The organism is Sphingomonas yunnanensis, from assembly GCF_019898765.1.
GTDB lineage: Bacteria > Pseudomonadota > Alphaproteobacteria > Sphingomonadales > Sphingomonadaceae > Sphingomonas > Sphingomonas yunnanensis.
The window spans coordinates 191944-208178 of sequence record NZ_JAIOKB010000003.1 but is presented as its reverse complement, the minus strand read 5'-3'; the positions used below and the strand labels follow the sequence as shown (position 1 = coordinate 208178).

At 66.0% G+C, this 16235-nt stretch carries 10 protein-coding genes; 5 read left to right on the top strand and 5 right to left on the bottom strand.

The genetic code is table 11. The features are described 5' to 3' along the window. Positions 1 to 94: 94 nt before the first annotated feature. From K7957_RS10685 to K7957_RS10670, 4 genes are all read right to left on the bottom strand, one after another. The gene (locus K7957_RS10685) at positions 95 to 3064 is read right to left on the bottom strand and encodes a TonB-dependent receptor plug domain-containing protein (RefSeq protein WP_343228375.1); all 2970 of its coding nucleotides are present in this window, start codon (positions 3062 to 3064) and stop codon (positions 95 to 97) included. 440 nt (positions 3065 to 3504) lie between these two features. Then, positions 3505 to 4116 (bottom strand): cupin domain-containing protein, encoded by a 612-nt coding sequence (locus K7957_RS10680; protein ID WP_223011970.1) that lies wholly within the window; start codon positions 4114 to 4116, stop codon positions 3505 to 3507. A 428-nt stretch (positions 4117 to 4544) separates the two neighbouring features. Further along, complete coding sequence (locus tag K7957_RS10675) at positions 4545 to 6797, bottom strand: hybrid sensor histidine kinase/response regulator (RefSeq protein ID WP_223011969.1); 2253 nt, start codon at positions 6795 to 6797, stop codon at positions 4545 to 4547. Between the two features lie 333 nt (positions 6798 to 7130). Continuing rightward, entirely contained in the window at positions 7131 to 7775 is a 645-nt protein-coding gene (locus tag K7957_RS10670; RefSeq protein ID WP_223011968.1) for a TetR/AcrR family transcriptional regulator, read from the bottom strand. 83 nt (positions 7776 to 7858) lie between these two features. Between K7957_RS10670 and K7957_RS10665 the strand changes: the two genes are divergently transcribed. The 3 genes from K7957_RS10665 to K7957_RS10655 are packed head-to-tail and all read left to right on the top strand — an operon-like array spanning position 7859 to position 12033. Continuing rightward, complete coding sequence (locus K7957_RS10665) at positions 7859 to 9292, top strand: efflux transporter outer membrane subunit (RefSeq protein ID WP_223012254.1); 1434 nt, start codon at positions 7859 to 7861, stop codon at positions 9290 to 9292. Next, the gene (locus K7957_RS10660) at positions 9289 to 10479 is read left to right on the top strand and encodes an HlyD family secretion protein (RefSeq protein ID WP_223011967.1); all 1191 of its coding nucleotides are present in this window, start codon (positions 9289 to 9291) and stop codon (positions 10477 to 10479) included. Before K7957_RS10665 ends, K7957_RS10660 begins: the two co-directional genes overlap by 4 nt. 9 nt (positions 10480 to 10488) lie before the next feature. After that, a complete protein-coding gene (locus K7957_RS10655; RefSeq protein ID WP_223011966.1) occupies positions 10489 to 12033 on the top strand; it encodes a DHA2 family efflux MFS transporter permease subunit in 1545 nt (514 codons plus the stop codon). Between the two features lie 105 nt (positions 12034 to 12138). Here the strand turns inward: K7957_RS10655 and K7957_RS10650 are convergent, their stop codons facing one another. Continuing rightward, positions 12139 to 13242: an aldo/keto reductase gene (locus K7957_RS10650; RefSeq protein WP_223011965.1), complete on the bottom strand. Its 1104-nt coding sequence runs from the start codon at positions 13240 to 13242 to the stop codon at positions 12139 to 12141. Between the two features lie 95 nt (positions 13243 to 13337). On the opposite strand from K7957_RS10650, the gene K7957_RS10645 reads away from it, so the two are divergent. Then, entirely contained in the window at positions 13338 to 14222 is an 885-nt protein-coding gene (locus K7957_RS10645; RefSeq protein WP_223011964.1) for a LysR family transcriptional regulator, read from the top strand. A 268-nt stretch (positions 14223 to 14490) separates the two neighbouring features. Continuing rightward, positions 14491 to 16179 (top strand): carboxylesterase/lipase family protein, encoded by a 1689-nt coding sequence (locus K7957_RS10640; protein WP_343228373.1) that lies wholly within the window; start codon positions 14491 to 14493, stop codon positions 16177 to 16179. Positions 16180 to 16235 lie beyond the last annotated feature (56 nt).

Sequence of the window (16235 nt, the reverse complement as noted above, 5' to 3'; positions counted from 1 at the left end):
TGCGGTGGGTGCGGGCGCTATGGTAGCCTCGCGTCGCGCGGCCGCTCTGACGGCGGCCCCTGCGGGATCGGTCGGAATGCCCGAGTATCCCTCGTCAGAAGTTGGCGCGCACACCCACCCGGAGGGTGCGGCCGAGCACGTCGTACAGCAGCGAGTTGACGCCCGGACTCACCCCAGTGGACGGCGCCGCGACGGGGTCGTTGTCGAGAAGATTGTCGACGCGGAAGAAGGCGCTGACCTCGCTGGTCAAGTTATAGCTGCCGCCGAGATCGACGTAGAAGGCGCCCGGCATGCTGTTGTCGTCGACGGTCGGGTTATTGTTGGTCGAGACGGGGCAGCTGCTGCGGCACTCGATCCACTCGTTGGAGTAGACGCCATCGCTGATGAAGCGCTCGGTCAAGGACAGGCTGAAGCGGTCGGTGTCCCAGCTCTGCGTCAGCAGGCCCTTCCAGTCGGGCGTGGTGCCGCTGTTGACTCCGGCGGTGTCGATCGGGATCGAGCCGACGACGTTGGACGTCGTCACCAGCTCGATGACGTGCGTGGCCAGGCCGCGCAACGTGACGCGCCCGGGCAGGCCGACGCCGGACAGCGGGAAGCGATACGATGCCTCGATGTCGACACCCTTGGTGCGGATACTGGCGGCGTTGAAGGCGGTGACCTGGACATAGTTCGTTCCCGGTGTCGGGCTGTCGAGCAGGGTGGCGGCGCACTGGTCCTGCGCCCCCTGCTCGCACAGGTCGACGATCTGCTGCGCGCCGAGCGAGATGATCGCGTCGCTGATCTTGATGTCATAATAGTCGACCGACACAGCGAAGCCGGGCAGCCAGCTCGGCTCGGCATAGACGAAGCCGACCTCGGTGCTGCGGCCGATCTCGGGCCGCAGGTCGATGTTGCCGGCGACGCGGTTCTGGATGTTGATGACGTTGCCGCGGTACAGAACGGTCGAGTTGGTGACGATCTGCGCCGCGAACAGCTCGCTCAGGTTGGGCGCGCGCACGTCGCGCGAGGTCACCGCGCGCAGGCGGAAGCCGTCGAGCGGGGTCTTCCACACGCCGCCGATCTTCCACGCCTCGACCGTGCCCGAGGTGGTATAGTCGGTGACGCGGATCGCGCCGTTGACGTTGGCCTCGCCGAGGACGTCCGAGTCGAGGATCGGGACGTTGATCTCGGCATAGGCTTCCTTGACGCCGTAGCGGCCCCGCCCGGCCTTGTAGTTGCCCGCGTACCAGTTGTTGCCGATAGTGGTGTTGAGCAGCGGATCGGCAGGATACAGCGCGGAGTTCGGCGTCGCCGCGCTCACGCCATTGCCGTAAGGGTCGGCGACGGTGCGGTAGAGCTCCTCTCGCCCCTCGACGCCGAAGGCGATCGCCACCGGTCCCACCCAGGACGAGAAAGGCTCGCCGGTCAGGTTGAAGCTGGCGACATTCTGCTCCTGGCGCGAGCGCTGCCGCGGGCCGTTCTCGGGCATCACATAGGCGTAGGCCGCGGCGGAGTTGGTGACGTCGCCGAAGGCGTTGAACGGCACGCAACCCGCCGCGCGCGCGACCGCGCTGCGGCACACGATGCTGCCGTCGGACGCGGTCACCGCGTCGATCGCGGCGTTGAAGTGCGGTTGCAGCGAGATGTTGCTGACGTCGACCGCGATCGTGCTCACGCCGTGCGCGCCATAGGCGTTGACGCGCCACTCGGTGCCGGCGATCGCCACCTTGCCGTCGACGCCGAGCACGTAGCGCTGCTGGTCGCGGCGCGTCCGCACCGTGATCGGGTCAGCGAACTGGCCGGTGACCGTGCCGAACTGGAAGCTGGTGATGCCATTGGCGGCGCAGCCGTCGCGCACGGCGGCGGGGAGGAAGGCATTGTCGCACTGGACCGTCAGTCCGATCCGCTCGGCGCCGCGGTTGGGAAAGTTGCGCGACAGCACGCGCGCCAGCGTGGCGGTGGCGAACACCTCCATGCCGTCGCTGACGTCGAAACCGACCCGACCGTAGCCGACTCCGCGCTCGAGCCGACTGGCGAGACTGGGCGACTCGCCGATCTGCGCGCTGAGGTCGCCGCCGACGCAGAAGGGATTGAAGCACCCCGTCACCTGACCGTTGCCCAGAGGTCGACCACCCGAACCATAATCGAACTGGTAGGGCACGCCGCCGGGACCGAAGGCGGTGCCCTGCAGCGGGCCGGACGTGATCAGGCCGTATCTGGCATATTGGAAAGGCTGCGCGCGGCTGATCAGCGTGTAGCGCGGCAGGCCGTCGACCGTCGCGGCGTTCGAGCGGCCGAGGAAGGCGGGCGCGTCGTACCAGTCGCGCCCGTTGACGCCGCCGGAGACGCCGAAGTCGCCGGCGGGCGTGCCGCCCTCATAGCTATATTCGCCGCTCACCTGAACGTGCAGCCGCCCGTCCTCGGAGGAGCCGCCCCAGGCGACCTGCGCGGTCAGGTTCGGGTCGTCGCCGTAGGTGGTGATGCCGGTCTGCAGGTTGGCCCGCACGCCCGTGAAGCGCTTGTTGGTGACGAAATTGACCACGCCGCCGACCGCGTCCGAGCCGTAGGACGCCGAGGCACCGCCGGTGACCACGTCGACCCGCTCCACCAGCAATTGGGGGAACTGGCTGATGTCGGGCACGCCGATGAAGTTGGCGGGGGTGACCCGTTGGCCGTCGAGCAGCGTGAGCGTGCGAAGCTCGCCGAGGCCCCGCAACGCGAAGGAACTCAGCCCCTGCTGGCCGCTGCTGGTGCTGTTGCCGCGCGTCTGACGGCCCGAGCTGCCTTGCAACGCGGGCAACAGGCGGATCGCCTGGAAGAGGTTGGGCTGGGACAGCTTCTCGATGTCGTCGCGGTTCACCGTGGTCGTCGGCGTGGGCTGCGAGTAGCCGCGCGAGGCGAGACGCGAGCCGGTCACGGTGATGTCGGCGGTGGTGGCATCGTCCTGGGCCGGTGCGGGATCAGCCCCGGCGCCCGGTGGCTCCGTGGAAGGCGCAGGAACAGCGACGCTCTCGGCCTGCGCGAACGCTGCCCCCGGCGCCAGCAGCGCCGAGACGGACGCGAGCATCAGCAATGTGGTCTTCAAAGCCCGATTCCCCCGTTTGGAATGAACCCACCCTGCGAACGATTATTTTGTAATTTGGTTATCTGATCGGTGCGCTTGGTTATAATGTCAATATAACCAATCATGTAACGTTAGTTTGCTGGCGGTGCTCGACACAGCGGCCGCACGCGTGTCAGAGCAGGCGAGTGTCGGGCGATGTCGCGCGCGCCCGCGGCGTTTCGGTCACGCGTCGTTTGTTGCTGCCCGCTCTCGCGCTCGTCTGCGGCCGACACCCATGGCACGCCGCAAAGCCGTTAACCTGGTCGAATCTGGCAGGAAAGCGGAACGGCGGCTTCCGGCGAGGCGGAGCGCCACAACAGACAGCAGCGGATCGCTACCTTTCCGGAAAGGATCGAGTTTCCGTTATGGGCATCACCGTGTCGGGCGTCCGGCGTTGCGCTGCGTGGCGCATCGGACAGGCGTTAAAGTTGGATTGGCGGCCCCATGCGCTTCATCCCGTAGGACTCCAACAAGGCGGCGTCCTTCTCCTTAGAATAACCTCCGGGACTAAAGCCCAGTTGCTCCCACGCGTTGAAGAACGCCTCCATCTTGCCGGCGGGCGCGTAGCTCAACAACAAGCGTCCCGTGGAGCTGCCCGTGAAGGCCCACGCGTGGGGAATGCCGCGGGGGCCAAGGACGCAATCCCCCTTCGCGAGCGAGAAGCGCTGGTCGCCGACCTGCACGACATACTCGCCGTCCAGCACATAGAAAAGTTCGTCTTCTCCGTGATGAACATGCAGAGGGGGGCCACCACGGCGCTGGTTCTGCTGTTCGATAACGAACAGGTCGCCCCCCGTCTCGCTCGTCACGACCTTGTAGGTCGTTGCGCTGACGCCGATTTGATGCTGCCGCCCCTGGCGATCGCTGCCCGCCTTAACGGCAGCGACCGACACGGCACCCGACAGCCCCGAGCGAGGTTTTGTCTCGGCTGGGAGCAATGCCTCTGTCAGGTCGATCGATTTCGCAGAGGCGCGCAGCGCCGCTCCCCCGGCCAGCGTCGCGAACGGTAAGCTCAGGACTGATCGGCGCTTCATTGACCTACCTCTCGCCAGTGTTGAAGCTCGTCAACGATAATAGATCAACGACAGGTTGAGCCATCCGCCACACGAAATCTAGCCGGCATCCCAGCCCTGCTGGAAGGCTGATTAACTGCGACGTTCGCGTGGGTCCTTCGGGGAAGGGTGAACAGACGCTCTCCCGAATGCGAACCCGCAGCGTTAAGGCGGCCCTGCCGATCGCGCCGAAAGGGCCCGAAGCATCCGCTTTCCCAAATGCTCTCCACGAATTTCTCCGTCGAGGATGGAGAAACGACGTGTTGGCGCTGGACGAAAGGCTGTTTCCGGGAAGACGAATTGGTCCCTGAGCGTCCGGGTCTGGGCGCTTGCGGCCCCCTACCCTCTCGAAGCGGTCACTCGAGCACGCGCGAGGATCTCGCTCGCAAGAGCCGCCGATGTTTGAGACTCTAGGCTGCCTCGTCTGTGAGCGCCTCATGGAGGAACGTGGCCAGTTGGTTCAGCGTGAAGGGCTTCTCGATCACGGGCCGGCCCTTGTCGACCAACCCGTTCAATGTCACGTTTTTGCTGTAGCCGGTGGCGTAGACGACTTTGATGCCAGGCTTCGCACGCGACGCAGCCTCAGCGAGCTCGCGGCCGTTCATGCCCGGCATGACGACATCGGTGAAGAGTAGATCCACCTTCGAAGCCACGGCCAAGCGCCGAAGCGCTTCTTCTCCCGACGAGGCATGGATGACCTCATAGCCCAGCTCTCGTATGCCCCTCACGCTTGCTTCCCGCACAACGTCATTGTCCTCGACGACGAAGACAATCTTCTCCTTCTCAGAGGTGTCGATCTGATCGACGCCCCCGATCGGCTGCTCGTCACGCTCCGAATCGTAACGCGGCACGTAGAGGCGGACAGAGGTGCCTGAACCCTGCTCCGAATGGATCCGCAGGTAGCCATTGGACTGGCGCAAGAAGCCATGGACCTGACTGAGCCCCAACCCCGTTCCCTTCCCGATCTCTTTGGTCGTGAAGAAGGGATCTATGACGCGGCTGAGCAGCTCTTTGGGTATGCCCGTCCCCGTGTCGCTGACCGTGACGACCGTATAATCACCGGGAGCGACATGCTCGAGGGTCAGGCTCTTGGTCTCGTCGATCGAGAGATTGGCGGTCTCAACGGTCAACGTCCCGCCCCGTGGCATGGCGTCGCGCGCGTTGATGGCGAGGTTCACCAGTGAGCTCTCGGTCTGCGGCCGGTCAAGGAAGCTCGGCCAGAGGTCGCCGGACAGGCGGAGGTCGACGACGATCTTCTCGCCCAGGGTGCGCTGAAGCATGTCGCGCATGCCGAAGACGACCTCGTTGAGATCGATTTTCCGGGGAGACAGCGACTGTTGCCTGCCGAACGCGAGGAGCTGACGGGTAAGCGCTGCCGCCGACTGCGCACCTGACAGAGCGTCACCTAAGAGCCGATCTAGATGCTCCTGTCCGGGCGCCCTCTTTCTCAAGGCAAGCTCGATGCTGCCGATGATGACCGACAGCATATTGTTGAAATCATGTGCGATCCCGCCAGTTAATTGCCCTACCGCTTCGAGCTTCTGCATCTGTCGAAGCTGAGCCTCGACAGCGGCGCGCTCCTCCGCCTCATGCTCCAGCCGAGCGTTCGCAAGGGCGAGTTCTCGCGTCTCCTCACTAACCCTCGCCTCAAGGTTCGCGTTGAGATCCGCCAGGGCGGCCGCGTGCTGATCTTTCTGCGTCGTCTGCTCTCGCAGCAGGAAGGCAACCTTCTCCAGTGCCTCCTCTACCTCCCGGATCTCGCGGATGTTGGATCCCGGCGCGGTGGCGCGACCGTCGCCAGCTAGGCCGTGAGCGCTGTCGCGCACTCGCTTCAGCGATCTCGACATCGCCCGACCGAGCAGCCCGGCAGCAGCCAGGCCGAACAATGTGGTCACGACGCCAAAGGCGATAATGCGATCGCGCGCGCGCCCGGTCGCGACCGAGAAGGCGCCGACGCGTGGACCGCGCAGAGCCAGCCGCCAGTCAGAAACCTTTGACCTCGCTACCGCGTGAGGTCCGCCAAGCGGGATCGACGGTCCGATTGACGCAGCTGAAGCGCCCTCCCGGTCGACAAGCTCGACCCGCCAGGTCCGGTTGACGTTTGGCGGACTGATGGAGGCAAGAAGCTTGGAGGGCGACTGCGTGGCGCTTAGGACGTAGTCAACCTTACCGTCCTTTATGACCGGCACGCTGACAGCTATAAGGGGGCGATGAATGATGTCGTCCGGGTAGACGCTCGACACCTTGGCGCGCCCTGATTCGAGAACATCCTGAAAAGCGGGAGGCCCTCCGGGCGATGTTGTCGCGCGGACAGCCGGTGAGCTTGTGTCGACAAGCCGCTTTCCCTCCGCGCTTTGAAGAACCAGACCATAATCCTGCCCTTCGGCGGCACGCAGCGCCTGCGCGCGGAAAGCTGCGACGTTCCCGTCGTCGAGCAGCGGGGACGTCGCTAGCGCCTGCACGACGGCGGTGAGATTGAGGAGCTTGCCGTCGAGCAGGGTCGTGAGGCGGTCTGCAGAGCCCTGCGCTCTCGAAGCTGCCTGCACGCCCTGGTCAGCGACAAGCTGCTGCAACAGCAAAGCGGAACATAAAATCGTCGGAACGACGGTACCAAGACAGAGAAGAGCGACATAGCGGCCGATCGGCTGCACACGCTTCGTCATAGTCGGCGCCTCAGATTCTTATTTCCGGGGGTATAGTGAGCATCAAGGCACGTGAGTCACGTTCAACATACGAACGTGCTCGGCAGGTCTGTGCCATCGTCAGCGTCACATCCGCCTCCTACCTTGGAATGGTGAAAGATGCTAGACCGTGTCCTACCTCACCGTCGCGGAGGTGATGGGGGGTGCCTTCATGAGCTTGACCCCGGGATCGGCGAAGGACCCACATCCGGTCACTCAGCAGGCCCCACTTGGTCGTCGAAACCTGCCGTTCGTTCATGTCGAACCTAAAGCTAGGAGTTTGCTCGACACGTCACCTCGGGTCGCCGCCTCGCTTCACTCGGACACACTGGCCCCGGCCGGTGCAAAAGCTCGAAAGAAAATCGAGATTATGTCGTCGCAGAAGGTTCGAGCCTCGGCGCCGCGCATTGGAGCCTTGACGCCCCAGAGAACAAAAGTCTGCTGAGACTGAATGAGCTGTACGAGAATAACGGCGGCGTTAGTCGTGTCGCACGCGCGAAGCTGTCCTGCCGCAACACACTCGGTGAGATAGGTGGACAGACGTTCCAGAACACGACGTGGCCCACTTTCGTAGAACAGCCGTCCGACTTCCGGAAAGCGCCCGCCCTCCCCTATAATTAGACGAGACAGGCGAAGGGTGTCTGCGTTCGTCATTTTACCTAGGAAGCGCTGGGCGAAGTCCACCAGGGTCGTGCGACAGTCCCGTCCAGGTCGCAGAGCGTCCTCAAGGTGCATCCGAAAGGTCGCGGTAACTTCGTCCAGCACGGCCGCGAAAAGCTCCTCCTTTGATGGGAAGTACGCCCACAGCGTGCCCTTTGAGCCACCCAACTCGCTCGCGATCGTCGACATCGAGGTCGCCGCATACCCGTTTTCGAGAAAAGCCTGCCTCGCCACCGCCACGATCGCGGCGCGTCTCGCCTCCCGGCTCTGGCTTCGGCGAGTTCCGGCCTGCGTCATCATCGTACCATACAGTACGATTGTAGATTGACAAGAGGAGCGCGCCGGCTCATCTGCGCGCACCGTACCAAGGAGTACGGTTGCCGATGCGGTTGGTTCTTGCTCTCAGCGTTGCCACGACGCTCGCCGCCTGCGGCGTGCCCAACCTCGGGCCCAAACCCGAACTCGCGAAGCCGAGCGATTTCGTCAGCAGCACGAGTCTCGACGACCGCGTGGCGGGAAACGGAGCGTGGCCACGCCGCGATTGGTGGCGGGGCTACGGTGATCCGCAACTCGACACGCTGATGACCGAGGCGCTGAGGGGCTCCCCCGATATAGCGGTCGCTGCCGCGCGTCTGCGTTCGGCGCTCGGCGCTGCTCAGCGAGCCGGCGCTCGTGGCCTCCCCACGCTCGATGCCGAGGGGTCCGCTGGCCTCAACAAGCAGAGCTACAACAACGGTATACCTGCCGAGTTCGTGCCCAAGGGTTGGAACGACACGGGCAGGATCGCGCTTGAGGGCAGCTTCGATCTCGATCTCTTCGGGCGCAATCGCGCCAATTTCGCTGCCGCCACGTCGGATGCCGAGGCGGCCAGGTTCGAGGCAGACCGGACCGCGCTCGCGCTGACCACGTCCGTTGCCGCCACCTACGCTGATCTAGCGCGCCTCTACTCGGAGCAGGACGTGCTTCTCCGTGCGCTGGCAGTACGAACCGCTACCGAGAGGCTGGTCGGTGACCGAGTGGCTTCTGGGCTCGACACGCAAGGCGAACTTAGACAGGCTCGCTCGTCGGTACCTGCCGCCCGGGTCGAGCTCGCAGCGAACGCCGAACAGATCGATCTCACCAGGAATGCGCTGGCCGCCCTCGTCGGAGCGGGACCGGACCGAGGTCGCTCGATCGAGCGACCAAAGGTGATCCTGACCGCCGCGGCCTTGCCAAGCGATGCCGGCATCAGCCTCGTCGCAAGGCGACCCGATATCGTCGCCGCTCGCGCTCGCGCCGAAGCGGCTGGGAGCCGCATCAGGGTCGCTCGAGCGGCATTCTATCCCAACATCAGCCTCTCAGGTCTAATCGGCTTGCAATCGCTCGGCCTAGACAAGCTGTTCAAGAGCGGCTCGAGCATCGGCGACGTCGGGCCGGCCTTGAGCCTCCCGCTCTTCGACGGTGGAGAGCGCAGCGGACAGTACCGCCAGGCGCGCGCCGGCTACGATGAGGCGGTCGCCACCTACAACCGTACGCTGATCGATGCTCTGCGCGAGGTGGCGGATGCGGTGACGAGCCGCCGGCAGCTGGCCTCGCAGGTAATCGATGCTCGTACGGCTCTGAATGATGCCGAAGGGGCCTACCAGGTGGCGCAGCTACGCTACCGCGGTGGCCTGTCCTCCTTCCTGAACGTGCTCAGTTCCGAGCAGAACGTGCTCAGCGCCAGGCGCTCGCTCGCCGACGTCGAGGCACGCAGCTTCACCCTTGACGTACAGCTCGTCCGCGCACTGGGCGGAGGCTTCCAGGACCCCAACACTCCCAGCGGCGAGACGCGATGATGGACGACGAGAACCAGTCGAGCGGCGTTAGTGCCGAAGCGCCCGCGTCGGCGGAGGAGCCGGAGAGCGGCAGCGGAGACAAGCCTCAGCCGACTCCCGGAAGGCGCCGACGGCTGATCATCATCTTCGCCGTCGTGGTCGCTGCGGTCGCGGCGGCCTACTTGATCTACGATCATCTGGTGCTCTCGCGCCGCGTGACGACCGACAACGCCTATGTCGCTGCGGAGACGGCGCAGGTCACGCCGCTGGTGGGCGGTCAGGTCGTCGAGGTCGGCGTCAGCAACACGCAGACCGTTCGCGCCGGACAGCCCCTGCTACGTCTCGACGACGCGGACCTCCAGATCGCAGTGGCGCAAGCTGAGGCAGATCTGGCCGCGGCCGAGCGCCGCTACGGCCAAACTGCGGCCACGGGCGAGGCGCTTCAGGCGCAGGTGGCCGCGAGGGCGGCGGACGTGAACAGCGCCCGCGCGCAGCTCGCGGCCGCGCGAGGCAGCCTCGAGCGTGCCGAGATCGACTTTCAGCGACGCCAGGCGCTTGTCTCTGCGGGCGCCGTGTCAGGCGACGAGGTCACGTCGGCCACGAACGCGCTACGCACCGCACGGGCAAATGTCGTCGTAGCGGAAGCTGCCGTCTCGCAAGCTCAGGCCACCCGCACCTCGGCCGAGCGGGACCGTGCGGCCAATGCGGCGCTGACGCGAGGCACGACGAGTCGCACGGCGCCGGAGGTGCTCACCGCACGTGCACGCCTGCGGCAGGCCAAGCTCGACGTATCGCGGACGGTCGTCCGTGCGCCGATCGGTGGTGTGATCGCGCAGCGGAATGTCCAGGTCGGCCAGCGGCTCTCGTCCGGGACCGTCACCATGTCGATCGTGCCGGTTGATCGCCTGTATGTCGACGCGAACTACAAGGAGGGGCAGCTCTCCCATGTCCGCGTCGGCCAAGCCGCCACCCTCGTCTCCGACCTCTACGGCGATGACGTGGTATACCACGGCAAGGTGGTCGGCGTGGCGGGTGGCACGGGATCGGCCTTCGCGCTCATCCCCGCGCAGAACGCCACCGGCAACTGGATCAAGGTCGTCCAGCGACTACCCGTTCGTATCGCGCTCGACCCCCGTGAACTCCGAGCGCATCCGCTTCGAGTCGGCCTGTCGATGGACGCCAAGATCGACCTCTCGGACGCAGAGTAGGCTTCGAGGATGGCTAACGCTGCTCCATCGAAGGATCAAGCCGACCCGGCGCTCACCGGCGGCCGGCTCGTTCTCGCGGGCTTCGTGCTGGCCCTCACGAACTTCATGGTCGTGCTGGACACGACGATCGCGAACGTCTCGGTGCCTAACATCTCGGGCGGTCTGGGCGTGTCCCCTACCCAGGGCACGTGGGTGGTCACGTCCTACTCCGTTGCGGAGGCGATCTGCGTGCCTCTCACCGGATGGTTGGTGAGACGCTTCGGCACGATCCGAGTCTTCATGGCAGCGATGATCGGCTTCGCCGCCTTCTCGGCTCTGTGCGGTGTCGCTTCGTCGCTCGGTGCCATGGTGGCCTTCCGCATCGGACAAGGCTTCTGCGGCGGCCCGCTCATGCCGCTGACCCAGACGCTGCTCCTCAGGATTTTCCCCAAGGAAAAGCAGGCGGCCGCCATGGGCGCGTGGGCGATGACGACCGTCACCGCCCCGATCCTGGGACCCATCCTGGGTGGTACGATCAGCGACAATTGGTCGTGGCCGTGGATTTTCTACATCAACCTTCCCGTCGCGATCTTCTGCATCGTCGGCGTGTTCGTGCTCCTGCGTCAATCCGAGACCAAGACCGAGATCGTGCCGATCGACCGGTTCGGCCTGGCGATCATGATCACCTGGATCGCCGCGCTGCAGGTCATGCTCGACCTCGGCCGGGAGGAGGACTGGTTCGGCTCCAGCTTCATCGTCGGATGCGCGATCGTGGCGGCGATCGGCTTCGTCCTGTTCCTCATCTGGGAGCTGACCGAGAGGAACCCAATCGTCGACCTGAGGGTGTTCCGGCATCGCGGCTTCACCGTGAGCGTCGCCGCTCTGTCTTTCAGCTTCGGGACCTTCTTCTCGTCCGTTGTCATCATCCCGCAGTGGCTGCAGACGAGCCTGGGCTATACCGCGACCGAGGCCGGCTACGTGACCGCCTTCAACGGCGTACTGGCCGTCATCTTCTCGCCCATCGTCGCGAAGCTGAGTAACAAGTTCGATCCGCGCGCGCTGGTGTGCTTCGGTATCTTCTGGCTGGGCCTCACCTCCCTGCTACGCACCTACTGGTTCAGCGGCGCAGACTTCTGGATCCTCGCCTTCCCGCAGCTGGTGCAGGGCCTCGGCATGCCCTTCTTCTTCGTCCCGCTGACGATCATCGCGCTGGGGGCCGTGGAGCCGAGCGAGACCGCGTCCGCGGCCGGCGTCATGAGCTTCCTGCGCACGCTGGCGGCCGCGATCGGCACGTCCATCGGCGCGACGCTCTGGCAGAACCAGGCGCAGACGAACAGGGCTGAGCTTAGCGGGCTGCTGAACGGCGCCGACCAGGTAGTCGCCAACGCTCAGCGAGCGGGGCTGTCGGCGCAGCAGGGTCGCGGCATGATCGAACGCCTGGTCGACCAGGAGAGCTTCGCGCTGGCAACCACTCATATTTTCTCGCTGGCAGCCGGCATCTTCTTCATCTCCGCGACGCTCATCTGGATGGCTCCGCCACCACGGAAGAACGTCGACACGTCCGCCGCGCACTGAGGTGCGTCTGCTTCTGCACGACTCCGAACCTCCGCCGCTCGCTACCGGCGGTACTCACATCCATGTGACACCGCAGCGCCGTGTTTCGCGACTTTTCGCTGACGCTCAGCTGGCGGCGTCCCAGCTCGTGATCTCGGTGACACCGAAGATGCTCTCATGGGGCAGATCGAAGATAAAATAAGGGTTGAGCGGCGGCAGCGCTCCCATCGCGTCGAGACGCTGCTGCTGCGGTGAGGACAGCACGATGTCGAGCGACGCGATGTTGTCCCGGACCTGCTCGGGTCCGCTCGCGCCGAGCAACACGGAAGAGACGCCCGGCCGGTTCACCACCCACGCGAGCGCGACCTGCGCCATCGGGCGACCAACCTCTCCCGCCACCGCGCGCAGCTCGTCGACGATGGCGAAGTTGGCCTCGGTGAACAGCATCCCTCCGTAGGGATTGTCGCCGTTCAATCGGCCGTCGCTCCCGCTGCTCGGCTTCCCGCGCTTGTTCGGTAAGTCGCCCGCCGGCCCGAACGCCGCGAGCTTGTCGCGCCCGTACTTGCCCGTCAGCATGCCGAAGGCGAGCGGGCTCCATGCCACCATCCCCAGACCGAGCGCCCGTCCCGCCGGGACCAGGTCCAGCTCGACACCACGATCAAGGAGTGAGTAGCTGTACTGCAACCCGACCGGCTGCGGCAGCCCGTGCGCACGGGCCAGCGTCGCCACCTGCGCGGCATACCAGGCGGGTGCGTTGGAGAAGCCGTAATAGAGGATGTCGCCGCGGCGCACCGCATCGGTCAGCGCGCGCAGCACCTCCTCGGGCGGCGTCGTGCGATCCCACACATGCGTCCAGTACATGTCGATGTGGCCGCAGCCGAGCCGCCGCAGCGATCCCTCGAGGCCATCACGGATGTTGCGGGCCGAGTTCCCGCCGGCGAGCGGGTTGCCCTCGCCGCGCGGGAAGCCCGACTTGGTGGCGATCACCAGACGGTCGCGACCGCCGCGCTCCCGGAGAAAGCGGCCGATCATCACCTCGCTCTCGCCACCCGAGTAGACGTCGGCGGTATCCATGAAGTTTCCGCCCGCGCCGACGTAAGCGTCGAAGATGGCTCGCGATCCGTCCTCCTCGACGCCCCATCTCCCCGCGCCGAAGGTCATCGTGCCGAGCGCCAGCGGGCTCACCGCCAGTCCCGAGCGGCCCAGCGTGCGATATGAGGTCAGGTCCATGGTGAGTCACTCCTAGTTCCCGGACGCAGGTAAGCGGCGATCGTCCGCCCGATTAGCCGTTGCCCTTCGCAAGGGCTTGTGAGCACACTGCATCAATGCGGCGCGGCGACCTCGACGATCTCGCGGCCTTCGCCAGCGTCGCGAGGGCACGCAGCTTCACCCGCGCGGCGGCCGAGCTGGGCCTCTCTCCCTCCGCGCTGAGCCACGCGATGGCGGCGCTTGAGCGTCGGCTCGGCGTGCGGCTGCTCGCCCGTACGACACGCTCCGTGGCGCCCAGCGCCGCCGGGCAGCAGCTACTGCAATCGCTCGATCCGGCGCTGGCGCAGGTGAAGCAGGGCCTCGCATCGCTGGCGGACTGGCGCGGCGCGCCGTCCGGCACGGTGCGGTTAGCGACCTTCGGCTATGCCGCGCGCACGATCCTGGCGCCGCGCCTGCCGCAATTCCTGCTCGACCATCCGAAGGTGTCGGTGGAGGTGATCGTCGAGGATCGACTGATCGACCTCGTCGCTGGTGGCTTCGACGCCGGCATCCGCCTCAGCGAGGCGGTCGAGAAGGACATGGTGGCGGTGCCGGTTGGCCCAGACCTTCGCACCGTCGTGGTCGGCACCCCCGCGTATTTCGCGCGGCACGCACCGCCCGAGACGCTCGCGGAGCTCGAGCGTCACGTCTGCGTCAACTACCGCCTGCTCGGTGGAGGTGGCCTGCTGCCATGGGAGTTCGAGGAGGCAGGACGTGACGTGAGGCTCAAAGTTTCGGGGCAGCTGATCGTCAACGATGAGGTCCTGGCCGCCGCGGCGGTGCGCGCCGGCGCGGGCCTAGGCTATATGATGGAGCACGACGTGGCCGACGAGGTCGCCGACGGACGGCTGGTTCAGGTGCTGGCGACCTGGTGCCCAACCTATCCCGGCTGTTGTCTCTACTATCCCGACCGTCGGGTCTCTCCGGCGTTGCGCGCGCTGATCGATGCGCTTCGCGCGTGACCCAGAAGCGGCCGCTCCCAACACCCTGCGCCCGTTCCAGCTCAAGACGTTCGCTCATCTTGCCAGCTACCGCAGGGGGGGCCTCCATCTTAGGGCGGAGCTCCCGGCACGCCTCTAGCAGGCGACCTTTCTAGGGGCGAGGTGCATACAGCGGCAGAAGGCACTCCGCCGACATACGTACCTCGGGGCGCCTGCAGCTGCATAGCGAGCAGAACTTGACGAAACGCGTTCGCTTACGCACCGTGGTGGTAACGATACCATTGCCGCAATGCCGGCTGGAGAGGAAGTGCGCATGCCACCACGTGTCACTATCGGCCGGCGTTCCGCGCTCTTCGGTGGTGCAGCATTCAGTGCTGCCGCTTCGCTGCCCGCGGGTGCCGTGATGCCGCGTCAAGGCGAGCGGATCGCGACTCGTTGCACTACCCCGCGAAGCGCCATCGCTCCCACCCGATACGGCCCGGTGCGTGGATACGTCTCGGACGACGTCCTGATCTTCAAAGGCATACCGTACGGCGATGATACTGGCGGCGTGAACCGCTGGCTGCCTGCCAAACCGCCGACGCCGTGGCAGGACCCCTATCCCGCCCTCGCCTATGGCGCCAATTGCCCGCAGACCTCCCATAGCTTCCGCGCCAAAGAGCATACCTTCCTGCAGCAATGGACCGACGGATTCCAGGGGGAGGACATGCTCAAGCTCAACGTCTGGACGCCGGCGCTGAGCGGCAGCCGGCCGGTGATGGTCTACTTTCACGGCGGCGGTTTCAGCTTCGGTTCCTCCTACGAACTCGCCTCGCACGACGGCGCGCAGATGGCGCGCCACCACGACGTGGTGCAGGTGTCGGTCAATCACCGGCTCAACGTGCTCGGCTTCCTCGACCTGACCGAGGTCGGCGGCAGCGCGTACGAGGGATCGGTCAACGTCGGCATGACCGACTGTGTCGCCGCGCTGCGCTGGGTGCAGGAGAACATCGCCGCGTTCGGGGGCGATCCTGACAAGGTGATGATCTACGGCCAGTCCGGCGGCGGATCCAAGGTCACGACGCTACTCGGCATGCCGTCGACCCGCGGCATGGTCCACCGTGCCGCGATCCAGTCAGGCGGTGGTGGCAACATTCCGGACCGCGAACAGTCGCGCGACTATGCCCGCCGGGTCGTTAAAGAGCTGGGCGTCGGCCCGCGCGATCTGGCCGGGCTGCAGGCGATGCCGTGGCAGCGTCTGTTCGACGCGAGCAACAAGGTGGCGGGCGAGATCAACGGGCCGATGCGTCGCTCGTTCTGGTTCGCCATGGGGTCGGGCGCCGCGCCGCGCGTGGGTCGGGGCCCCACGCTCGACGAGGCCACCGTGACGCTGCGCTCGTTCCATGACGCCGCACCGGCCCAGGCGCGCGACGTGCCGCTGCTGATCGGCTCGGTCAGCGAGGAGGGTATGTCGTACAGCTCCAACCCCAGCGAGGCGGAGTGGCGCGCCTCGCTCGCGAAGGATCTCGGCGCCGCCAAGGCCGACGCGTTGATCGCGGCGATGAAGCGCGCGCAGCCGAACAAGAGCATCCGGACGCTGTCCTACGGCGTGGGCGGCTACGCGCAGCGCAACAACGTGCAGCGCATGGTCAAGCTGCGCCACGACGCTGGCGGGGCGCCCGCCTACCAATATTGGTTCACCTGGCAGTCGCCCCAACTCGACGGACAGTGTGGCGCCTGGCACACCGCCGAGCTCGCCTTCTGCTTCGACAACACTGCTTTGTGCGACCAAGGCACGGGCAACACGCCGGCCGCTCGCGCGCTGGCGCGCCGGACCGCGACAGCCTGGGCGCAGTTCGCCCGCACGGGCAACCCCAGCCAACCCGGCCTCGCCTGGCAGGCGACCGAATCGAGCCGCTGCCAGACGATGATCCTCGACGATCACTGCCGCATGGCGGACGACCCGGACGGTGAGGTCCGGCGCCTGCTGCTCGCCTGAGTGGCGGGGCGCCTCAAAGGCAATAGAGTCTTCGCGGGTTAACGGTTGCAGCGACG